The sequence below is a fragment of the Methylobacterium sp. E-005 genome (assembly GCF_022829725.1).
GTDB lineage: Bacteria > Pseudomonadota > Alphaproteobacteria > Rhizobiales > Beijerinckiaceae > Methylobacterium.
The window spans coordinates 1-15,817 of record NZ_JAKSYG010000028.1 but is presented as its reverse complement, the minus strand read 5'-3'; the positions used below and the strand labels follow the sequence as shown (position 1 = coordinate 15,817).

The 15,817-nt window shown below is 68.5% G+C and carries 12 protein-coding genes; all 12 read left to right on the top strand.

Annotated elements, in window-relative coordinates; all coding sequences use genetic code 11:
• Positions 1–4 precede the first annotated feature (4 nt).
• Complete coding sequence (locus MKK88_RS02210; protein ID WP_243996955.1) at positions 5–2,314, top strand: cellulose biosynthesis cyclic di-GMP-binding regulatory protein BcsB; 2,310 nt, start codon at positions 5–7, stop codon at positions 2,312–2,314.
• Positions 2,311–3,423: a glycosyl hydrolase family 8 gene (locus MKK88_RS02205; RefSeq protein WP_243996954.1), complete on the top strand. Its 1,113-nt coding sequence runs from the start codon at positions 2,311–2,313 to the stop codon at positions 3,421–3,423. Before MKK88_RS02210 ends, MKK88_RS02205 begins: the two co-directional genes overlap by 4 nt.
• Entirely contained in the window at positions 3,408–5,288 is a 1,881-nt protein-coding gene (locus tag MKK88_RS02200) for a hypothetical protein (protein WP_243996953.1), read from the top strand. The genes MKK88_RS02205 and MKK88_RS02200 overlap by 16 nt, the downstream gene beginning before the upstream one ends.
• Positions 5,288–6,295, top strand: a complete 1,008-nt coding sequence (bcsN, locus tag MKK88_RS02195; protein ID WP_243996999.1) for a cellulose biosynthesis protein BcsN — start codon at positions 5,288–5,290, stop codon at positions 6,293–6,295. Before MKK88_RS02200 ends, bcsN begins: the two co-directional genes overlap by 1 nt.
• Positions 6,296–6,302: 7 nt before the next feature.
• Positions 6,303–7,640 (top strand): response regulator, encoded by a 1,338-nt coding sequence (locus tag MKK88_RS02190; protein WP_243996952.1) that lies wholly within the window; start codon positions 6,303–6,305, stop codon positions 7,638–7,640.
• A 278-nt stretch (positions 7,641–7,918) separates the two neighbouring features.
• A complete protein-coding gene (locus MKK88_RS02185; RefSeq protein ID WP_243996951.1) occupies positions 7,919–11,167 on the top strand; it encodes a PAS domain S-box protein in 3,249 nt (1,082 codons plus the stop codon).
• A 262-nt stretch (positions 11,168–11,429) separates the two neighbouring features.
• Positions 11,430–11,642 (top strand): hypothetical protein, encoded by a 213-nt coding sequence (locus MKK88_RS02180; RefSeq protein WP_243996950.1) that lies wholly within the window; start codon positions 11,430–11,432, stop codon positions 11,640–11,642.
• Between the two features lie 1,282 nt (positions 11,643–12,924).
• Complete coding sequence (locus MKK88_RS02175; RefSeq protein WP_243996949.1) at positions 12,925–13,116, top strand: hypothetical protein; 192 nt, start codon at positions 12,925–12,927, stop codon at positions 13,114–13,116.
• A 172-nt stretch (positions 13,117–13,288) separates the two neighbouring features.
• A complete protein-coding gene (locus MKK88_RS02170; protein ID WP_243996948.1) occupies positions 13,289–13,585 on the top strand; it encodes a hypothetical protein in 297 nt (98 codons plus the stop codon).
• A gap of 132 nt (positions 13,586–13,717) precedes the next feature.
• A complete protein-coding gene (locus MKK88_RS02165; RefSeq protein ID WP_243996947.1) occupies positions 13,718–15,202 on the top strand; it encodes a PAS domain S-box protein in 1,485 nt (494 codons plus the stop codon).
• A 162-nt stretch (positions 15,203–15,364) separates the two neighbouring features.
• Positions 15,365–15,547: a hypothetical protein gene (locus MKK88_RS02160; protein ID WP_243996946.1), complete on the top strand. Its 183-nt coding sequence runs from the start codon at positions 15,365–15,367 to the stop codon at positions 15,545–15,547.
• A 47-nt stretch (positions 15,548–15,594) separates the two neighbouring features.
• Positions 15,595–15,817: GlsB/YeaQ/YmgE family stress response membrane protein (locus MKK88_RS02155; RefSeq protein ID WP_243996945.1), on the top strand; the 223-nt coding region annotated here is incomplete at its 3' end.

Here is a 15,817-nt window from a genome sequence, read left to right as displayed (position 1 = left end):
CCCCATGCGCAACGGTCTCCGCCCAGTTCTCGTGGCCATCCTCCTCACCTGTGCGGCAGGCGCCTCGGCCCAGACCTTCTCGGGGGTCGGAGCGGCCCCGGTTCTGATGCTGCCGGCGACCGGACGGGCGGCGATCGTCGCCCCGGCCGAGTCGGTTGCCGCCGCGCGGCCAATCCCGGCTGACGCGACCGAGACCGGCCCGGTCCTCCGCCGGCTGCCCGTGATCGCGGCAGCGATGCGGCTCTGGGGCGAGAACGGCCGCCTGAGCTTCCCGCTCTACGTCACCGAGGCAGAGGCGCGGACCGGGGGCCGCTTCCAGGTTGGCTACGTGGCCGCGGTCTCGATCCTTCCCGAGACTGCTCGGCTGACCGTCAGTCTCAACGGTCTCGTACTGGGGAGCGCCGCCATCGACGGGGCCCGGGGCGCCCGCAGCCTCAGCTTCGACGTACCGCCGGGGGGGATGTCGCGGGGCTTCAACCGGGTCGACATCACGGTGGCGCAGCGCCACCGCGTCGACTGCTCCGTTCCGGCGACCTACGAGCTTTGGACTCAGATTGATCCCGCGACGACCGGCCTGCTTGCGAGTTCCGGGGGGCCGTCCGATCCCGTCGACCTCGCGGCGATCCGAGGCGGCCCCGACGGGGCGGTACCGGTCCGCCTGATCCAGACCGGTGAGAAGCTGAGCCTTCGCACCGTGGAGCGGGCACTGGCGGCCCTCCAGGCTACCGTCCTGGCCGGCCGCTTCATCCAGCCGGCGGCCGATTTCGGCCCAGCCGCCGAGGACGGCGACGGGCTGGCACTCGCAGTCGGCCGCGTGGCCGAACTCGCCGGGAGCGTTGACCTGGCATCGCTCGGTCCCGTGACCGGGCCGCGCCTTGCGCTCCTGCCGCGGACGGCGGAGCGCCGCCCCATCCTCGTCGTGACCGGACCAGAGGATGCCGATGTGGCCGCCGCGCTCGCGCAGCTAAAGGCTCTGTCGCGCGTGGAACCACTGGGGACGCCAGCAGGCCTGCGCTCGCTCGCCGACGTCGGCGGCCGCAGGGTCTCGGGCGGGGAGACCCTCACCTTCACGGAGCTCGGTATCCCGGATGCGCACGTGACCGCACGGACCCACCGGATCGCCTTCGACCTCGCCCTGCCGCACGACTTCATGCCAGCCGACTACGACAAGCTGATCTTGGATTTGGACGCAGGCTATCCGGCCGGCCTCGCGCCCGGCGCCCAGATCGTCGTGGAGATCAACGGCGCGAACGCGGCCAGCGCGCCGCTCGGACGGACGGGCGGGGAGGCGATGAACCGCCGTTCGGTGTTCCTGCCGCTGCGGCTGCTCCGACCGGGCCTCAACCGGATCGCGATCCGCGCGGAGTTGCCCCGCACCGACGACCAAACCTGCCCGGATGAGACGGGGGTACCCACGGAGCGGTTGTTCCTCGCCGGCTCGAGTCGTTTGATCCTCCCGCCGCTGGCACGGGTCGGGCGGCAGCCCGAGATCGCCGAGACCGTCGCCGAGGCCTTTCCGTACGCAGGTTCGGTGCGACGTCCCACCCTCGTCGTCCCGGCCCCGGATCGCGACACCATGGCGGCCGCGGCGACGCTCGCTGCGCGGCTTGGCCTCGCCGCCGGCCGGGTGCTCCCCTTCGCGTTCGCCGCCGGCCGCGCCGGCATAACCGGACCGACCCTCGTCGTGTCCCCCGCCAGGACCCTGGACGGGACCATCCTGACCGCTGCAGGCCTCGATCCGCAGGCCCTGTTGGACGCCTGGGCCGACCGTGAAGCCGCACCGGCACGGGAGAGCGGCCCGGCGTTGCGGCGCCGGGTGCTCCGCACAGACGCCATCGCGGCTTGCAGCGCGCTGGCGCCCCCGGTACCCGAGGCGGTCACAGAAGCGGCCGCCAGGCCGGACGCGAAACCGGCGGCGCGGGCGGGCGGCCCAATCCTGGCGGAGGCGGCAGCCCTCCTCGCGCAGGGCGTGACCGGGCCCGCCGAGGACGATCTGCTGACCCTGGTCACGGCCCCCAGTGCCGTCAGTCTGCGGGAGGCGGTGGCGTGCCTCGTCCATCCGCGGGTTTGGACGCGTCCGGAGGGCCGCCTCACCGCGCTCTCGTCCGTCGACGGCTCCGTGAGTGTCGAAGCTGCGGCGGAGCCCCGCTACGTCGCCACGCTGCCTCCCGCGCCGGGCAACCTCCGCCGCATCGCGGCCGGCTGGCTCTCCCTGCATGCCGGCCTCTACGGCCTGTTCGGCCTGCTGCTGGCGGGCGGTCTCGCCGGCTCGACTCACCTGCTCGTGCGCAACCTCGGACGGAGATCGGAATGAGCGTCTTCGTGCACGGCGCCCCCTTCCTGAGGATGGTCATGAGCTTCCTGGCCGTGACGTTCCTGGCCGTGAGCTCGGCCGGACCGGTGATGGCCGGCTCCGCGCCGGCCCTCGCTGGGGCCCTCGGCAACGGTGAGGCGTGGCGGGCCTACAAGGCCCGGTTCATCACCGAGCAGGGCCGCGTGGTCGATACCGCCAACGGTGGCATCAGCCACAGCGAGGGCCAGGGCTACGGCATGCTGCTCGCCGTGGCGGCGGGCGACCGCGAGACCTTCGAGCGGGTCTGGACTTGGACGAGGGCGAACCTGATGGTCCGCGACGACCAGCTCCTCGCGTGGCGGTGGGAGCCGGACAAGCGCCCCGCGGTCGCCGACATGAACGACGCCTCCGACGGCGACCTGCTCGTCGCCTGGGCGCTCACGGAGGCTGCCGAGGCGTGGCACGATCCCTCACACCGAGCCGCCGGCCGGCGGATCGCCGTCGAGCTTGGGCGCAAGCTGATCCTGCCGCGCGCCCCGCAGGGTCCGCTGCTCCTGCCGGCGGTGGCGGGCTTCTCCGCCGAGGAGCGTCCCGACGGGCCGGTGGTCAACCTGTCGTACTGGATCTTCCCGGCCCTCGACCGCGTCTCGCTGCTCGCACCCGAATTCGATTGGAGCGCGCTGGCGCGCAGCGGGCGCCGCCTGATCGCGGCCGCACGCTTCGGGGCCGGCGGGCTGCCGGTGGAGTGGATCTCCCTGTCCGGGGCCGCACCCCGGCCAGCCGACGGGTTCCCGGTCCAGTTCGGCTACAACGCCCTGCGCATCCCGCTCTACCTCGCCATGGCGGGGGTCACCGATCCGGACCTCTACGCGCCGTTCCTCGCCCTGTGGCAGAAGCCCGAGACCGGCCTCCCCCTGATCGAGACGGAAACGGGCCGGGTCGTGGCGCGGCTCACCGAAACCGGATACGCCGCCATCCCGGCGCTCGGCGCCTGCGCGAGCCGCGGGGCGCCGTTCCCGTCGGCCCTGATGCGCGTGCGAGCCGAGAGCGAGAACTACTACCCCGTCACCCTGCACCTGCTGGCCCTGGCGGCCCTGCGTTCGAGGTATCCGGCATGCGCGCCGCGCTGATCCTCATGGTTGCCCTGCTCGTCGTCGCACCGGCCGTCGCCGGGACCATCGACGCTGCCAAGCCGGACGAGACCGCCCTGCGCTACTACGCCGGCCAGCATCAGCGCACGCGGGTGGAGGCGGAGGCAGAGCGGCTGCGACGGCGCTATCCGGGCTGGCAGCCGCCGGCAGATATCTGGACCGCGCGCGCCGGCGGCGAGGATGAGGACGGACTCTGGGACCTCCTCGCGGCCGGCCGCGATGCGGATCTCGGCACCACACTCGCTGCCCGGGCCAAGGCTGAGCCGGGCTGGAAGCCATCGGCCGCCCTGCAGGCCGCCCTGGCTGCGCGCGCCCTGCGGCAGTCCTGCCTGTCCCTCGCCAAGGCCGGCCGCTGGGCCGAACTGGCAATCTTCGCGGCGGGCCGCCGGTCCGACATCGAGGCCGCCGACGCAGAAGTGGTCTGGGCCGCCGCCGAGGCCTACGGCCGCACCGAGCGCCAGGGGCAGGCCCTCGATCTCCTCCGCGCCGTGCTCACCGCCGGCCGCTTCGGGCCAGAGGAGCGGCGGGTCAGTCTCCTGCGGGCGATGCAGATCCTGCCGATGAAAGAGGTCGACCGGCTCGCCGCGCTCGGGCCCGCCCGGGACCTCGACGCGATCCACGTGGACCTCATCCGGGGTCGCATCGGCGCGGTGCTCCACGACGAGGTCGACCAGTCCGTACCGCCCGAGGACCTCTTCGTCTTCCAGGCCTACGCGGAGACCGCGCCCGACCCCGACCAGGCGGCGCTCGTGGCCTGGCTCGCCTTCAGGCGACACGACCTGCCCACTGCCCTCACTTGGTTCAAGCGCGCCATCGCCCGCGGCGGCGATGCCATGGTGGCGCACGGCCTCGCCCATACCCTGCGTCTCCTCGGACTGCGCCGCGACGCTGAGGACGTCGCCTACGCGTGGCGCGAGCCGCTGGTGAACAACACCCTGCTGTTCATCGATCTCCTTGAGGCGGAGCTCACGAAGGAAGACGCGCCCGCGATCGAGCCGGACCGCCTGAAGCGCTACGCCGAGGTCACACTCGCCACGGCGTCGGGAGAGGGCGCGCAGGCGCTCGCCTGGTACGCCTACAACCGCTGCCAGTTCGATACGGCGCTCAGCTGGTTCCGTCGCGCCGTCGCATGGTTCCCCAAGGAGGCCACGGTCTACGGCTACGCTCTGTCGCTGCGCCGGATGCATCAGGAGCGCGTGTTTCTGGATGTCGTGAATCGCTACGACGGTCTGTTCCCGCGGGTTGTCGGTCTGCTCTTCCAGCCTACGGTCAGCCGACCGATGCCCTGTGAGGGTGCCCCGGTTCGGGTTACCAGGGCGGTCACGGGGCCGGCATCCGGCTATCTCGACCTCGCGTCCTCGAGCGGGGCGGCGAAGAACGGGCGCGTGCCGCAGCCCGACGAGGTCATCGCCATCCGCGCGCCGGCGCCCCCCGTGATCCGGCGTGGCGACTTCCCGGTCGCCGTGCTTATGGAGAACGACCTGCGCTCCGCCCCAACCAACGGACCAGTCGCCGAGACGCGCTGGTCCGACCGCCCACGCGGCCGGCCCCCGACCATCGCCCGGCGCGTGCCGGGCGTTGGGCCGATGCCCTACGAGCGCTACGGCTTCTCCCTGCTGCCGGCCTGGAACGGCGCCGAGCAGGCGAGCCAGCCCGGTGCCGCGGAGAGCCCGGCACCGCGCGGGACGCTCTGGGCGGACGAACATGCAGCCCCGGCCGACGGGCCGGCACGGGCCCAGGCGCAGGTCCCCCCGGTCCCAGACCGGGGCGTGCCGGCGACGACTGGCTCACTCGGCGCGCCGCAAGCGATGCGTAACCAGATCGTGCGAGAGAAGGCCCCGTGATGCTCACCGCCCGAACATCCCTGGCCCTGGCGCTGACCGCCCTCGCCCTCGGCGCCTGCACGGCCCGCGACGAGGTGCGCTCCTCAGCTGGCGGCGCGCGCTATGCCAGCCTGGACGCGGTGCTGGACGGGCGGCACGACTCCACGCGGGCGACCGCGCCGGCGCGGTCAGGCACGCCGATCGCCGTGCTCCCGAACTGGATCGGTCGCCCGGTGCGCCTGCAGGAGCGCGACGCGGCGGACAGGTTCGAGCAAGCCGTCTCGCTGAGCCTTGCGCCACGCGGTGAAGCGCGGCAGAATCTCGTGTTGCTGCGCATACCCCGCGCGGGCGCTGGCGCCGAGGCGGTGGACGGGGATCTCGCTCCCGGCGAACGGCCGACCGAGGCCGGGATCCGGGCCGAACTGGCGGCGGCCTTCCCCGGAACGGTGATGCATGTCGTGACCCGTCCGGCCGCGAATGCTTATGGGCCCTACGGACTCGCGGTCGGCCGGGCGGCGGGGGGTGCCCGCTGTCTGTATGCCTGGCAATGGATCGCGGCCCCCCCGGATCTCGACCCAGAATCCAGACGCTCCGGCCCGCTCTCGCTTCGGGTCAGGCTGTGCCGCGATGACATCACCCTCGACGCGATGGCGGCGGCGGTGAACCAGATCAGGCTCGTGCCGCGCTACGAGGGGACACCCGTGACCGGGATACCGGCTTCTCGCGCCCCCGACGTGGCGCACCGGCACGCGCGGCTCCGCACCGCCGTCAGGCCGCCGGACGCGGAACCTGCCGGGACCGCCGAGCCGGCCGTCGCCTTACCGGCGGGTCGGCGTTACCTTGGCGTGCCCGACGTGGCCGCAGCCCCGGACGATGGTCGAGCCCTCCGGGATGCCGGACCCGGCCCGGCGGCGCTGAGCCGGGCCTTCGTCGGCGCCCAGCCCCCCGCTCAGACCGAGGCTATCGTCGCGGACCTGCCAGCCGAAGCCCTCCGCGGCCCGGTCGCTCGTTCCGCGGGACGCCCATGAGGACCGCATGACCGACCGAATCCTGCTGGTCGAGGACGACCCCGGTTCGCGCGACCTGATCGGCACCCTGCTCACGGCGCGGGGATACGCGCTCGACAGCGCGGCCGACGGCTTCCTGGGGCTGCGCCTGCTGAGCGAGCGCCGTCACGGCATCGTGCTGATCGACTATCACCTGCCCGAGATGGACGGCTACGCCCTAGCGCGGCTGATGCGCGAGATCGTTGGCGCACACGGACACGTCCGCCTCGTCGGGATCACGGCCGACCGCCACGGGCTCGCCTCGCGCCGCGGCGCGGACGCGCTGTTCGACGCGATCCTGGTCAAGCCGATCGAGCCCGGACTGCTCTACGCGACGCTCGACCGCCTGCGGGAACGGGACGAGCCACCGGCGGCTCCCGTCGCCGCGGAGTTGCCCGCCGAGGCGCTCTGGCGCCGCCGCGGAATGGCTGGGCGGCCGCGGGCCGTCCTGTACCCGGATCTCGGCGCCGAGGCCATCGCCGCCGTGGGCCACGCCTTCGTCGTCGGCTCGGTCGAGGTCGCCGACGTCATCCTGATCGGCGGTGAAGAAGGCCTCCTGCAGCTCCGGGCCCACCCGGCCGGCAGCCCCGCGCATCTTCTGCCCGCCATCGACCTCACCGGACGTCTCGGGCGAGCCTGCGACACCGCCTTCCGGGTGAACGATCCGAGGGCGTGGACCGGGCTGGCGGAGATCTGCCGCGCCTTTGGCGAGCGCCGTGCGGCGCTCGCCGCGACCATCCGGAACAGCGATGCAGCCGCCTGCAAGTTGCTGGCCTGGCTCTATGTCGGGGAACGCAGCCTGCCCTTGTCCGCCGCCGATGGGGTGTCCGCGACGGTCCTGGCGGCGGGCCTCGAACGCAGCGCCGCGATGGCGGCCATCCTGTTTCTGACTGAGCACGACCTGGCGATCTGCGAGCCGGCTCAGGACGGCTTGATCGTAAGGCTGACCTCGGCCGGGCTGTCTGCCGCTACGGCCGGCCTGACCGTCGCCCCGACCGTACCGCCAAAACCCAGCCTGGACCCGATCCGCGACCAAGCGCGGGTTCAGCGCCTCCGGGAGGCGATCGGCGCGGCCGAGGTGGAACGCCTCACCGGTGACCTGCACGCGCGGATCAAGGCCGCTTTCCCGCCCGAGGCGGCAGGCCCGCTCATCGCGCAGGAGGCGCACGCCTTGATCGCCATGGCTGGTAGCCTCGGCTACACGCGCTTGGCGGCAGCGTGCCAAACTCTTGAGAGGGCCATCTCGACCGGATCGGACGAGACGGCCGCCCTTCAGCGGGCCAAGCTGGCGATCCATGATATCGTAGAGGTGCGAACCGTCGCTTGATCCCCCCAATCGACCAGCCGTTTGCAGACCGCGCCCGCTTCACCATTCCCGCGAGTAGCTCGCTGCCGGCGATGGAAGAGGTTTTGAGGCCGGCTCTCCGTTTCCTCGACGCGCACTACTACCGGTCGGTGTTCCGGCGGAACGTCAGGGCCAGCACGCAGCGCGATCCGAGACGTTCGATGTCGACGCGCAGAGCGACATTTACCGAACGTCATTGAAGTGTGAACCAAGATCTCGGAAGCGGAACCGCGCCTGTCGACCACCGAGCTGGCCCAACCATGAAAGCACTCGCGGCCGGGTACGTCAGCCGACGGCTCGCCCTTCTCGGAGCGATCATCTGCTCGATGCTCGTTGGCCTCGAGGTGTGGCATGAATGGGACCAGCGCGCAGCGGACATCCAACAAACGGAAAAGTCCGCACTCAACGTCGCACGTGCCGTCGCGCGGGAGGCCGATGCCACCTTTAGGCTGGCGGATACGGTCCTGTTCGGCATCACGGAGCGGCTTCAGAACAGTGGACGGTCTCCGGAAGCTCTCGATCGACTCAGCCGAAGCATGGCCACGGCCACGCGGTCGCTGGAAAACGTCGGCGCGCTGTTCGTCTACGACGCCGACGGCAACTGGATCGCGAGTTCGCTGGCCCAAATACCGGCGGGGGTAAACAACGCTGACCGGGCCTACTTCCGGTTCCACAAGGCCAACGGCTCGCTCGCCCCGCATCTGAGCGAGCCTATCCGGAGCCGATCCTCGGGGTTTTGGATCATCCTCGTCTCCCGACGCCTGCAGAACCCGGACGGCACCTTTGCCGGCGTTGCGGCCGCGACCGTGAACGTCGAGCGCTTCGTCCAACGCCTGTCCGGCTTCGACGTTGGATCAGGTGGGGTGATCGCTTTGCTGACAGGCGAAGGGAGGATCCTGGCGCGCCAACCTCTTCTCAATGACCTAATCGGACGTGACTTGTCGGCCACGCCCCTCTTCCGGGATGACCTCCCCAAGCGCCCATCCGGGGTAGGACGCTACGTCTCGCCGATCGATGGCACGACCCGGTTTGCCGGCTTCGCTACGGCGAGCGTGTTCCCTGTGGTCGCCTATGCCGCCATCTCGGAGGACGAGGCTCTGGCTTCCTGGCGCGCCAGTGCCCTCGGGCGCACCGCCGTCCTCGTTCTGCTGCTCGCCGTCCTCATCGGGCTCGGCCTGAGACTGCTCCGCGATCTTCGACGGCGAGAACAGGCGGAGGTCGAGCTCGCGCACAGCGAGGAGCGCTACCGCCTGCTCGCCGAGAACACGAGTGATCTGATCGTGTTCAAGCCCACGATGACGGGGCGCCGCGGCTACGTCTCACCGGCGGTGCGGCCAATCCTGGGCTGGGAGCCCGAGGAATATGCCGTCCTGCCGTCCGCCGAGATCATCCATCCCGACGAGATGGCTGGAGTCGTTGCCGCCTACCGTACCCTCTCGCCGGAGCACCCGCAGGCCACACATGTCCACCGCCTGCGCCACAAGGCCGGGCACTACGTCTGGATCGAGTCGGTGTTCAAGCTCGGCGGACGCACCCCGGACGACCGTACAGTCGTAATCTCGGGGCGTGACATCACGGCTCGCCGCGCGGCGGACGAAGCGCTGCGCGCGAGCGAGGCGCGCTACCGCCTGTTGTCGGAGGCGGCCTCTGACATGGTCACGCACATGGATTTGTCCGGCAGGCGCCTCTACGTCTCGCCCGCCAGTCGCGAGTTGCTGGGCTACGAACCGCGCGAGCTGCTCGGTACCAGCCCGCAGCAGGCGATCCATCCCGAGGACGCAGCCAGTCTGAACGCCCTCCTCGCCGAGATGTCGGCCGGCCAGCGCGAGCAAGCCGTGCACGTAAACCGACTTCGCCATCGCGACGGACGCTGGGTTTGGGTCGAAGCCTCGCTCAAGCGGCTGCAAGATGATGCCGGTCAGATCACAGGGTTCGTCGCGTCGGTGCGCAATATCGATGCTCGGAAGGCGGACGAGGTGGCACTGCTTGCGGCCCGGGAGGGAGCCGAGCGCGCCAGCGCGGCCAAGAGCGAGTTCCTGGCCTCGATGAGTCATGAAATCCGTACGCCGCTGAATGGCGTGATCGGCTACGTCGACCTGCTGCTCGACGAGCCGGGGATCGGCGGCCGTGTCCGCCAGTTCGGCGAGCGCATCCGCTCGGCCGGCGCGGCGCTGCTCACCGTCGTCAACGACATCCTCGACTTCTCGAAGATCGAGGCCGGTGAGGTCGAGATCGCGGTGCGGCCGTTCTCGCCTGTCACGCTGATCGACAATGCGGTGTCCATCGTGCGCGGGCTCGCGGAGGCGAAGGGATTGGCCCTCGATGTCGATCTCGACCCTGCGTTGCCAGTCTGGCTCGCCGGCGACGAGGATCGCCTGCGGCAGGTGCTGCTGAACCTGCTCAACAACGCCATCAAGTTCACCACAGTGGGTCGGGTCGCGCTGCGCGTCACCGTCGGTGCCGGCTTCGACCCCGTCCGGCTCTCCGTCACCGTGGCCGACACAGGCATCGGCATTCCGGCAAACAAGCTTGACCGCCTGTTCCAGCGCTTCAGCCAAGTCGATGGCTCGTACAGACGCGGCTACGGCGGCACGGGCCTGGGGCTCGCAATCTCCAAGTCGCTCATCGAGCTGATGGGCGGGGCGATCGGCGTCGAGAGTGACGATGGGCAGGGATCGACCTTCTGGTTCGAGGTCAGCCTGCACCGGGCGCAATCTCCCCGACCGATGGTGGCCGAGGCTGGTGCCAACCCGGTACGCCAGGGCCGACGCCTCCTGCTCGCCGAGGATGTGCCGCTCAACCAGGATCTCGTCCGTGCCCTGTTGGAGGCGGCTGGCCATACGGTTGATGTGGTTGCCGACGGTGCGGAGGCGGTGCGCGCGGTCCGGGCTGAACGCTACGATCTCGTCCTGATGGACGTGCAGATGCCAGTGATGGACGGGATGAGTGCGACGCGCCGCATCCGCGGCCTGGACAACTCCGCATCCGCCCTGCCGATCATCGCGCTGACCGCCAACGTGCTGCCGCAGCAGGTTGCCGAGTTTCGCGATGCCGGGATGACCGATCACGTCGGCAAGCCATTCCGCCGCGATGAACTGCTCGCCGTCATCGACCGTTGGGCCGGTTCCCCTGTCAAACGGCTCGCGGCTGCCGATATGGCGGGTCCGACACATGGTCCCCGGATCGATCCCACTGTGCTGGACACGGTGGTGCTCACGGAGATGAAGGAGAGCTTCGGAGCCATCCGGTTCAGCGACATGCTCGGCCTTCTCGCCAGCGAACTTGCCGAACGCCTCCGCCCGCACGAAACCGACCGGCAGCAGATCGCCTACGACGCACACACCCTGGTCTCGGCAGCGGGCGCGCTCGGCTTCGTCGGCCTATCGCGGCTATGCCATGAGGTCGAGATAGCCGCCCGAGCGGGTGCCGACCTGACATCATTGATTGAGTGTCTGGTCGAGCAGCGCGCGAGCACGCTGCAGGTGATTCAGGAACTAAGGGCAGCTTAGGTGGCCTTGCGAGCTAGGCTCCTCGCGATGGGTAACTGAACGCCTTGTGTCCAAAACAGGCGGTATCAAGCTCGGATCTGCATTCCACAGAGATGGGCAGCGGCACTCGGTTTCGAGTTTGCCGAGCTTCGTCGAAGTCGTCACAACGCACCGCGGGTATTTCCATCCCCCGGCCTTCGGCTGGCCGGCGCAGCCGCCGAACTACATGGCCTTCCGCTGGGGCGGGCGGCTGCAATAAATCCACCACGTCGATCGCTACGAGGTGATCACCCGGTGGCACCCACACTTTCCGGACACGACGGAGCAGGAAATCCCCGCGCATTTCCTCTACTACCTGGGGGCGCCAATGACCCCAAACCACCCCGTCTCGACCGGCAACATCTACGCCACAGGACGGGTCTGGGCGGCGATCAACTTGTTGCTGACGTACACGACCATCGCGGCGGCGATCGACGAAACACAGCGGCGCAAATAGGTAGCAGCGGCGTCGTAACCATTTCTCACCACCCGCTCCTAAGACCGGCAACGGTCGTCGAACACCAGCGAAGGTGTTGAGAAAATGTTGGATGGAGCTTTGGCTATAGCCAGCCCACAACGGGCTCCGAGCCTCCACCGCCAGCCAGGCGGGACGGGGATCGCCGGATCGCAAGGACCGAAGGGCATCGGCGGCAAGGGCGGCATCGGCAACGTTGCCGCTCAGGATGGAGGAACGGGTCGCCCCAGCCCTCCTAGACGATGCCCGTCTCCACGAGCCTGAGGGCGGGGGTCCGTCCGCGTTGGCCGCCGAAAGGCGGGAAGCGATGTTTAGAGGCCGACAGCCCAACCCCGGCCTGCCTTTGACAAGGTTGCATCCCTGGCTCGACGGTTGACGACGGCGTGGCTTCGAGGTTCGGGCTGCACGATCTCAGCTGGCTTCGCCGCCGGCCGGCGAAGCCTTGCTCTCCGGCAAGACGGCCTCCTCAAGCGTCCACCAAGGTTCGGGCACTTCATTTCGCAAACATCCGGTGGAACAAAATGCAAATGGGGCGACCTCTCTCGTCTCAAACCTCACCCGTGACGGCGCACGAAGATCCAACTGCGGGTTGAAGAAGCGAACCGCCATCAGAGACCACATAGTAAACGTCATCCGAGAGGCGGCTTGCAATGCACTGAAATCGTTCCCTAAATTTACCAGTCTGGCGGCTGCCCCTGCACTCCGGACTCGATGCAGATTGTTGGTCGGCAACGGAATGATCAAATCGACATCTGAAGGTCTGAGCCCAGCAGTGAAATCATCTCTAGGACTGTTGGCGACGCTGCTCTCACTTTCGGAGCGTCCGTTTCTCCGCCCTTAGAGGTCCTGCGGATGACCTAACCTGGCCGAAAGTCGCTGGTCTGCTTTCGGTTGCGCGATGCAGGAAACCGGACCTCATAGCATACTCGCCCCTAGGGTCAGAAAGCCACGTTTTGCCGACGTTTGAATAGCCGACGCGGTTTTCCGACGGGCTTGCAGCCATTTTGGCGGCCCAACATGCGTGCCCAGCGATCGTCGGGAAAACGGTCCTTTTTCGTACATAGATGATCGCACTACCTACCGTTGCGTTCCAATAAGGCAGATCATTGGAACGGCCACGCTGGAACATGGCCGCTTGTCATCGGCGCGAGCGATTGAGGCTGCGTTCACCCCTTTGGTAGGATGTTCGCTCCAGTATGCAGCTTGCCGATCGGAAACGACCATGCCGTCAGCGAAGGGTTTAAGATCGAGTGATCCACGGCCCATGAAGCCTCGGTACTGGATGGACTACTTCGACGCGCTCGCCACGGTGCCGCTGCTAGCCAAGCCGCACACGGCGCGCCGCCGGGCCGGTGAGATGGCACGGATCTGCCCCTATCCCGATGTCGCCTCCGCGGGCTTGGCGAAGGTGAGGACCGCCCTCAAGACGCACGGCTCGTCGACTCCTCCGTCTTAGCGCTGCCTTCGCATAACGCGGCGTTCTGGAACCGAGCGTGTCCCCGGGTTCGAGAGGCTGCTCCCACCTCGTAGCGGTCGCGTAGGATTTTGGATCTTCCGAGAGCACGCCGCCGCTAACGCGACGTTAACCACATCGATTGTGCAGTGCGAGGTGTCCAGAGGGACTAGCCATGCGCCACATCCACGTCGTGCCCGGTCTGCGCCTGCGGTTCGCTGGCCGCGACGAGACCTTTGACGAAGGTGTCGAAATCGGTCTCCTCGCGGCTCAACTTGCATCCGGCATAGCCGAGTTTTCGATGTTGTTGGCCGCCGGCACGCTGGACCAGGCGCGTATGCTGGCGACAAATATGGGCTACCGCCTCCACGTCACGACAATGGATGAAGGCACGGTCGAGGTCGTGTTCATCACCGGAAGCCGCCGGCCCAAACTGCAACTTGTGTGTAACAACCTCCTCGCACGCTCATAGACGTAATTCCCCGGCCCGAGATCTGCTCGACCAGTTCATTCAGGGCGATCGGTCAGATCAAGGACACTCAAACGCGGCAGTCTGAGCTTTTCCTCGCATTCGAGCGTTGGCGCTTCGGATGGAGATACGCCGATGGCCGATGCGGTTCATTACATGCAGATGCGGCAGATCGTGGCCGGCCTGTCCGAGGGCGTGATCTTGATCGAGCCGGATCAGACCATCGCCTACGCGAACGATGCCGCCGTGATGATGCATGGGGTGACAGATGTCGGCGATCTCGGCGCTACCGTGTCCGAGTACCGCGCGAACTTCACGCTGCACTACCGCAATCATCGCGAGATCGGCCCGCTGCAGCATCCCCTGGACCGCGTGCTGGCCGGCGAGGTGTTCCGCGATATCGTCGTCGAGTTGACCCCGACCCGGGATCCGAGACACAGGTGGATGCACCGCATCCGTAGCCTAGTGACGACCGATGCGGATGGCACGCCCAACGGCCTCGCCCTTGTCATGCAGGACGTGAGCGAGCGCTACCAGGCCGAGGCCCGGTTCGAGCGGATGTTCAACGCCAACCCGGCCCCGGCGATCATCTGCCGGATCACCGATCTGCGCTTCGTGCGGGTCAATCACGGTTTCCTCGACCTCACCGGTTACCATCGCGACGATGTGCTGGGCCGATCGTTCTGCGAGATCGACCTGCTGCGCGAGGCCGAGCGGCGCGAGATGGCGATCCATCGCCTGCACGAGGGCCGCACCATCCCACAGATGGAGGCTCAGCTCGCCACGCCGTGTGGCCGCGGCCGCTACGTGATCGTGGCCGGGCACGCCATCGAGATGCCAGGCCCGGGCGGCATCGAACCGTGCATGCTGTTCACCTTCGCCGACCTGGAGGATCGCCGCAAAGCCGAGATGGCCCTGCGCCACAGCGAGGAGCGCTTCGCCAAGGCGTTCGACCTCTCACCGGTGCCGAGCGCGTTGATGGACGCGGACGGGCTGGAGATCACCAGCGTCAACCAAGCTTTCGTCACCACCTTCGGGCAGGCCCCCGAGACTGCGGACGGCCGATCGCTCGCTGACCTCGCACTCTGGGTCGACCGCGCCGAGCAGCGCAGGTTCTCCCGGGACTTGAGGCGGCTCGGCAGCGTTCGCGGCTTCGAGGCCGTGCTGCAGGATGCGGTAGGCACGGAGATCGACTGTCTGGTCTCGGCCGAGCGGGTGCGCATCAACGACGAGGCGTGCGTTCTATGCGTCCTGCAGGACATCACCAGTCGCAAGCGCTCCGAGCGCGAGCTGATCAGCGCCATCGAGGCGGTGATGGCCGACGCATCGTGGTTCAGCCACGGGGTGATCGACAAGCTGGCGACCCTGCGCCATCCGCCGCGCTCCGGTCGGCCGTCGGTCGGTGTCGAGAACCTGACGATCCGCGAGCAGGACATGCTCACGCGGATCTGTCGGGGCGCGACCGATCGGGAGATCGGCGCCGAGCTGAAACTGTCTCCGAACACGGTGCGCAACCACGTGTCCGGGCTGTACCGCAAGCTCGGGGTCAACCGCCGCAGCGCGGTGGTGGTGTGGGCGCAGGAGCGCGGTATCGGGCCGAACACACGGCACCGGGGCTGAGAACGACGAAAACCGTGACAGAACTACCAAGCCAACTTGGTGTAAATGTACTTTATGTAAATAGTCGGAACTTCTACTAAATCACCTGATTACACGGTGGTAGCTCTGCTCACGCGAGCATCTCAGAAGATCATCCCGAGGGGTTGATACGAGGAGATGCGCGTGGCCGGGGGTCGGAAGGTGCTCTCGCCCGATCATATCCGAGCCCTGATCAAGGAAGCCATCGGTATCATCGAGGGCGACCACGCGATCCAGGCGGAGGCCACCGCCGAGATCGCCGCCATCGAAGCCGCATACGCGTCGTCGAACCCAGAGCCGCGACCAAAGCGCTGGACCCGCACGTGATGCTGGGTCGCGAGCGGACGCACGCCGAGAGAAAGTAGAGCCGGACCATGTCACTTCTCGCTTGGATTGTGCTCGGCCTCGTGGCCGGCTTCATCGGCAGCAAGGTCGTCAACAACACCGGCCAGGGGCTCGTCGTCGACATCCTGCTCGGGGTCGTCGGCGCCGTCGTCGGCGGTTTCCTGTTCAACCAGTTCGGCGAGCCCGGCGTCTCGGGTTTCAACCTCTACAGCCTGCTCGTCGCCGTCGTCGGCGCTGTCATCGTGCTGGTCA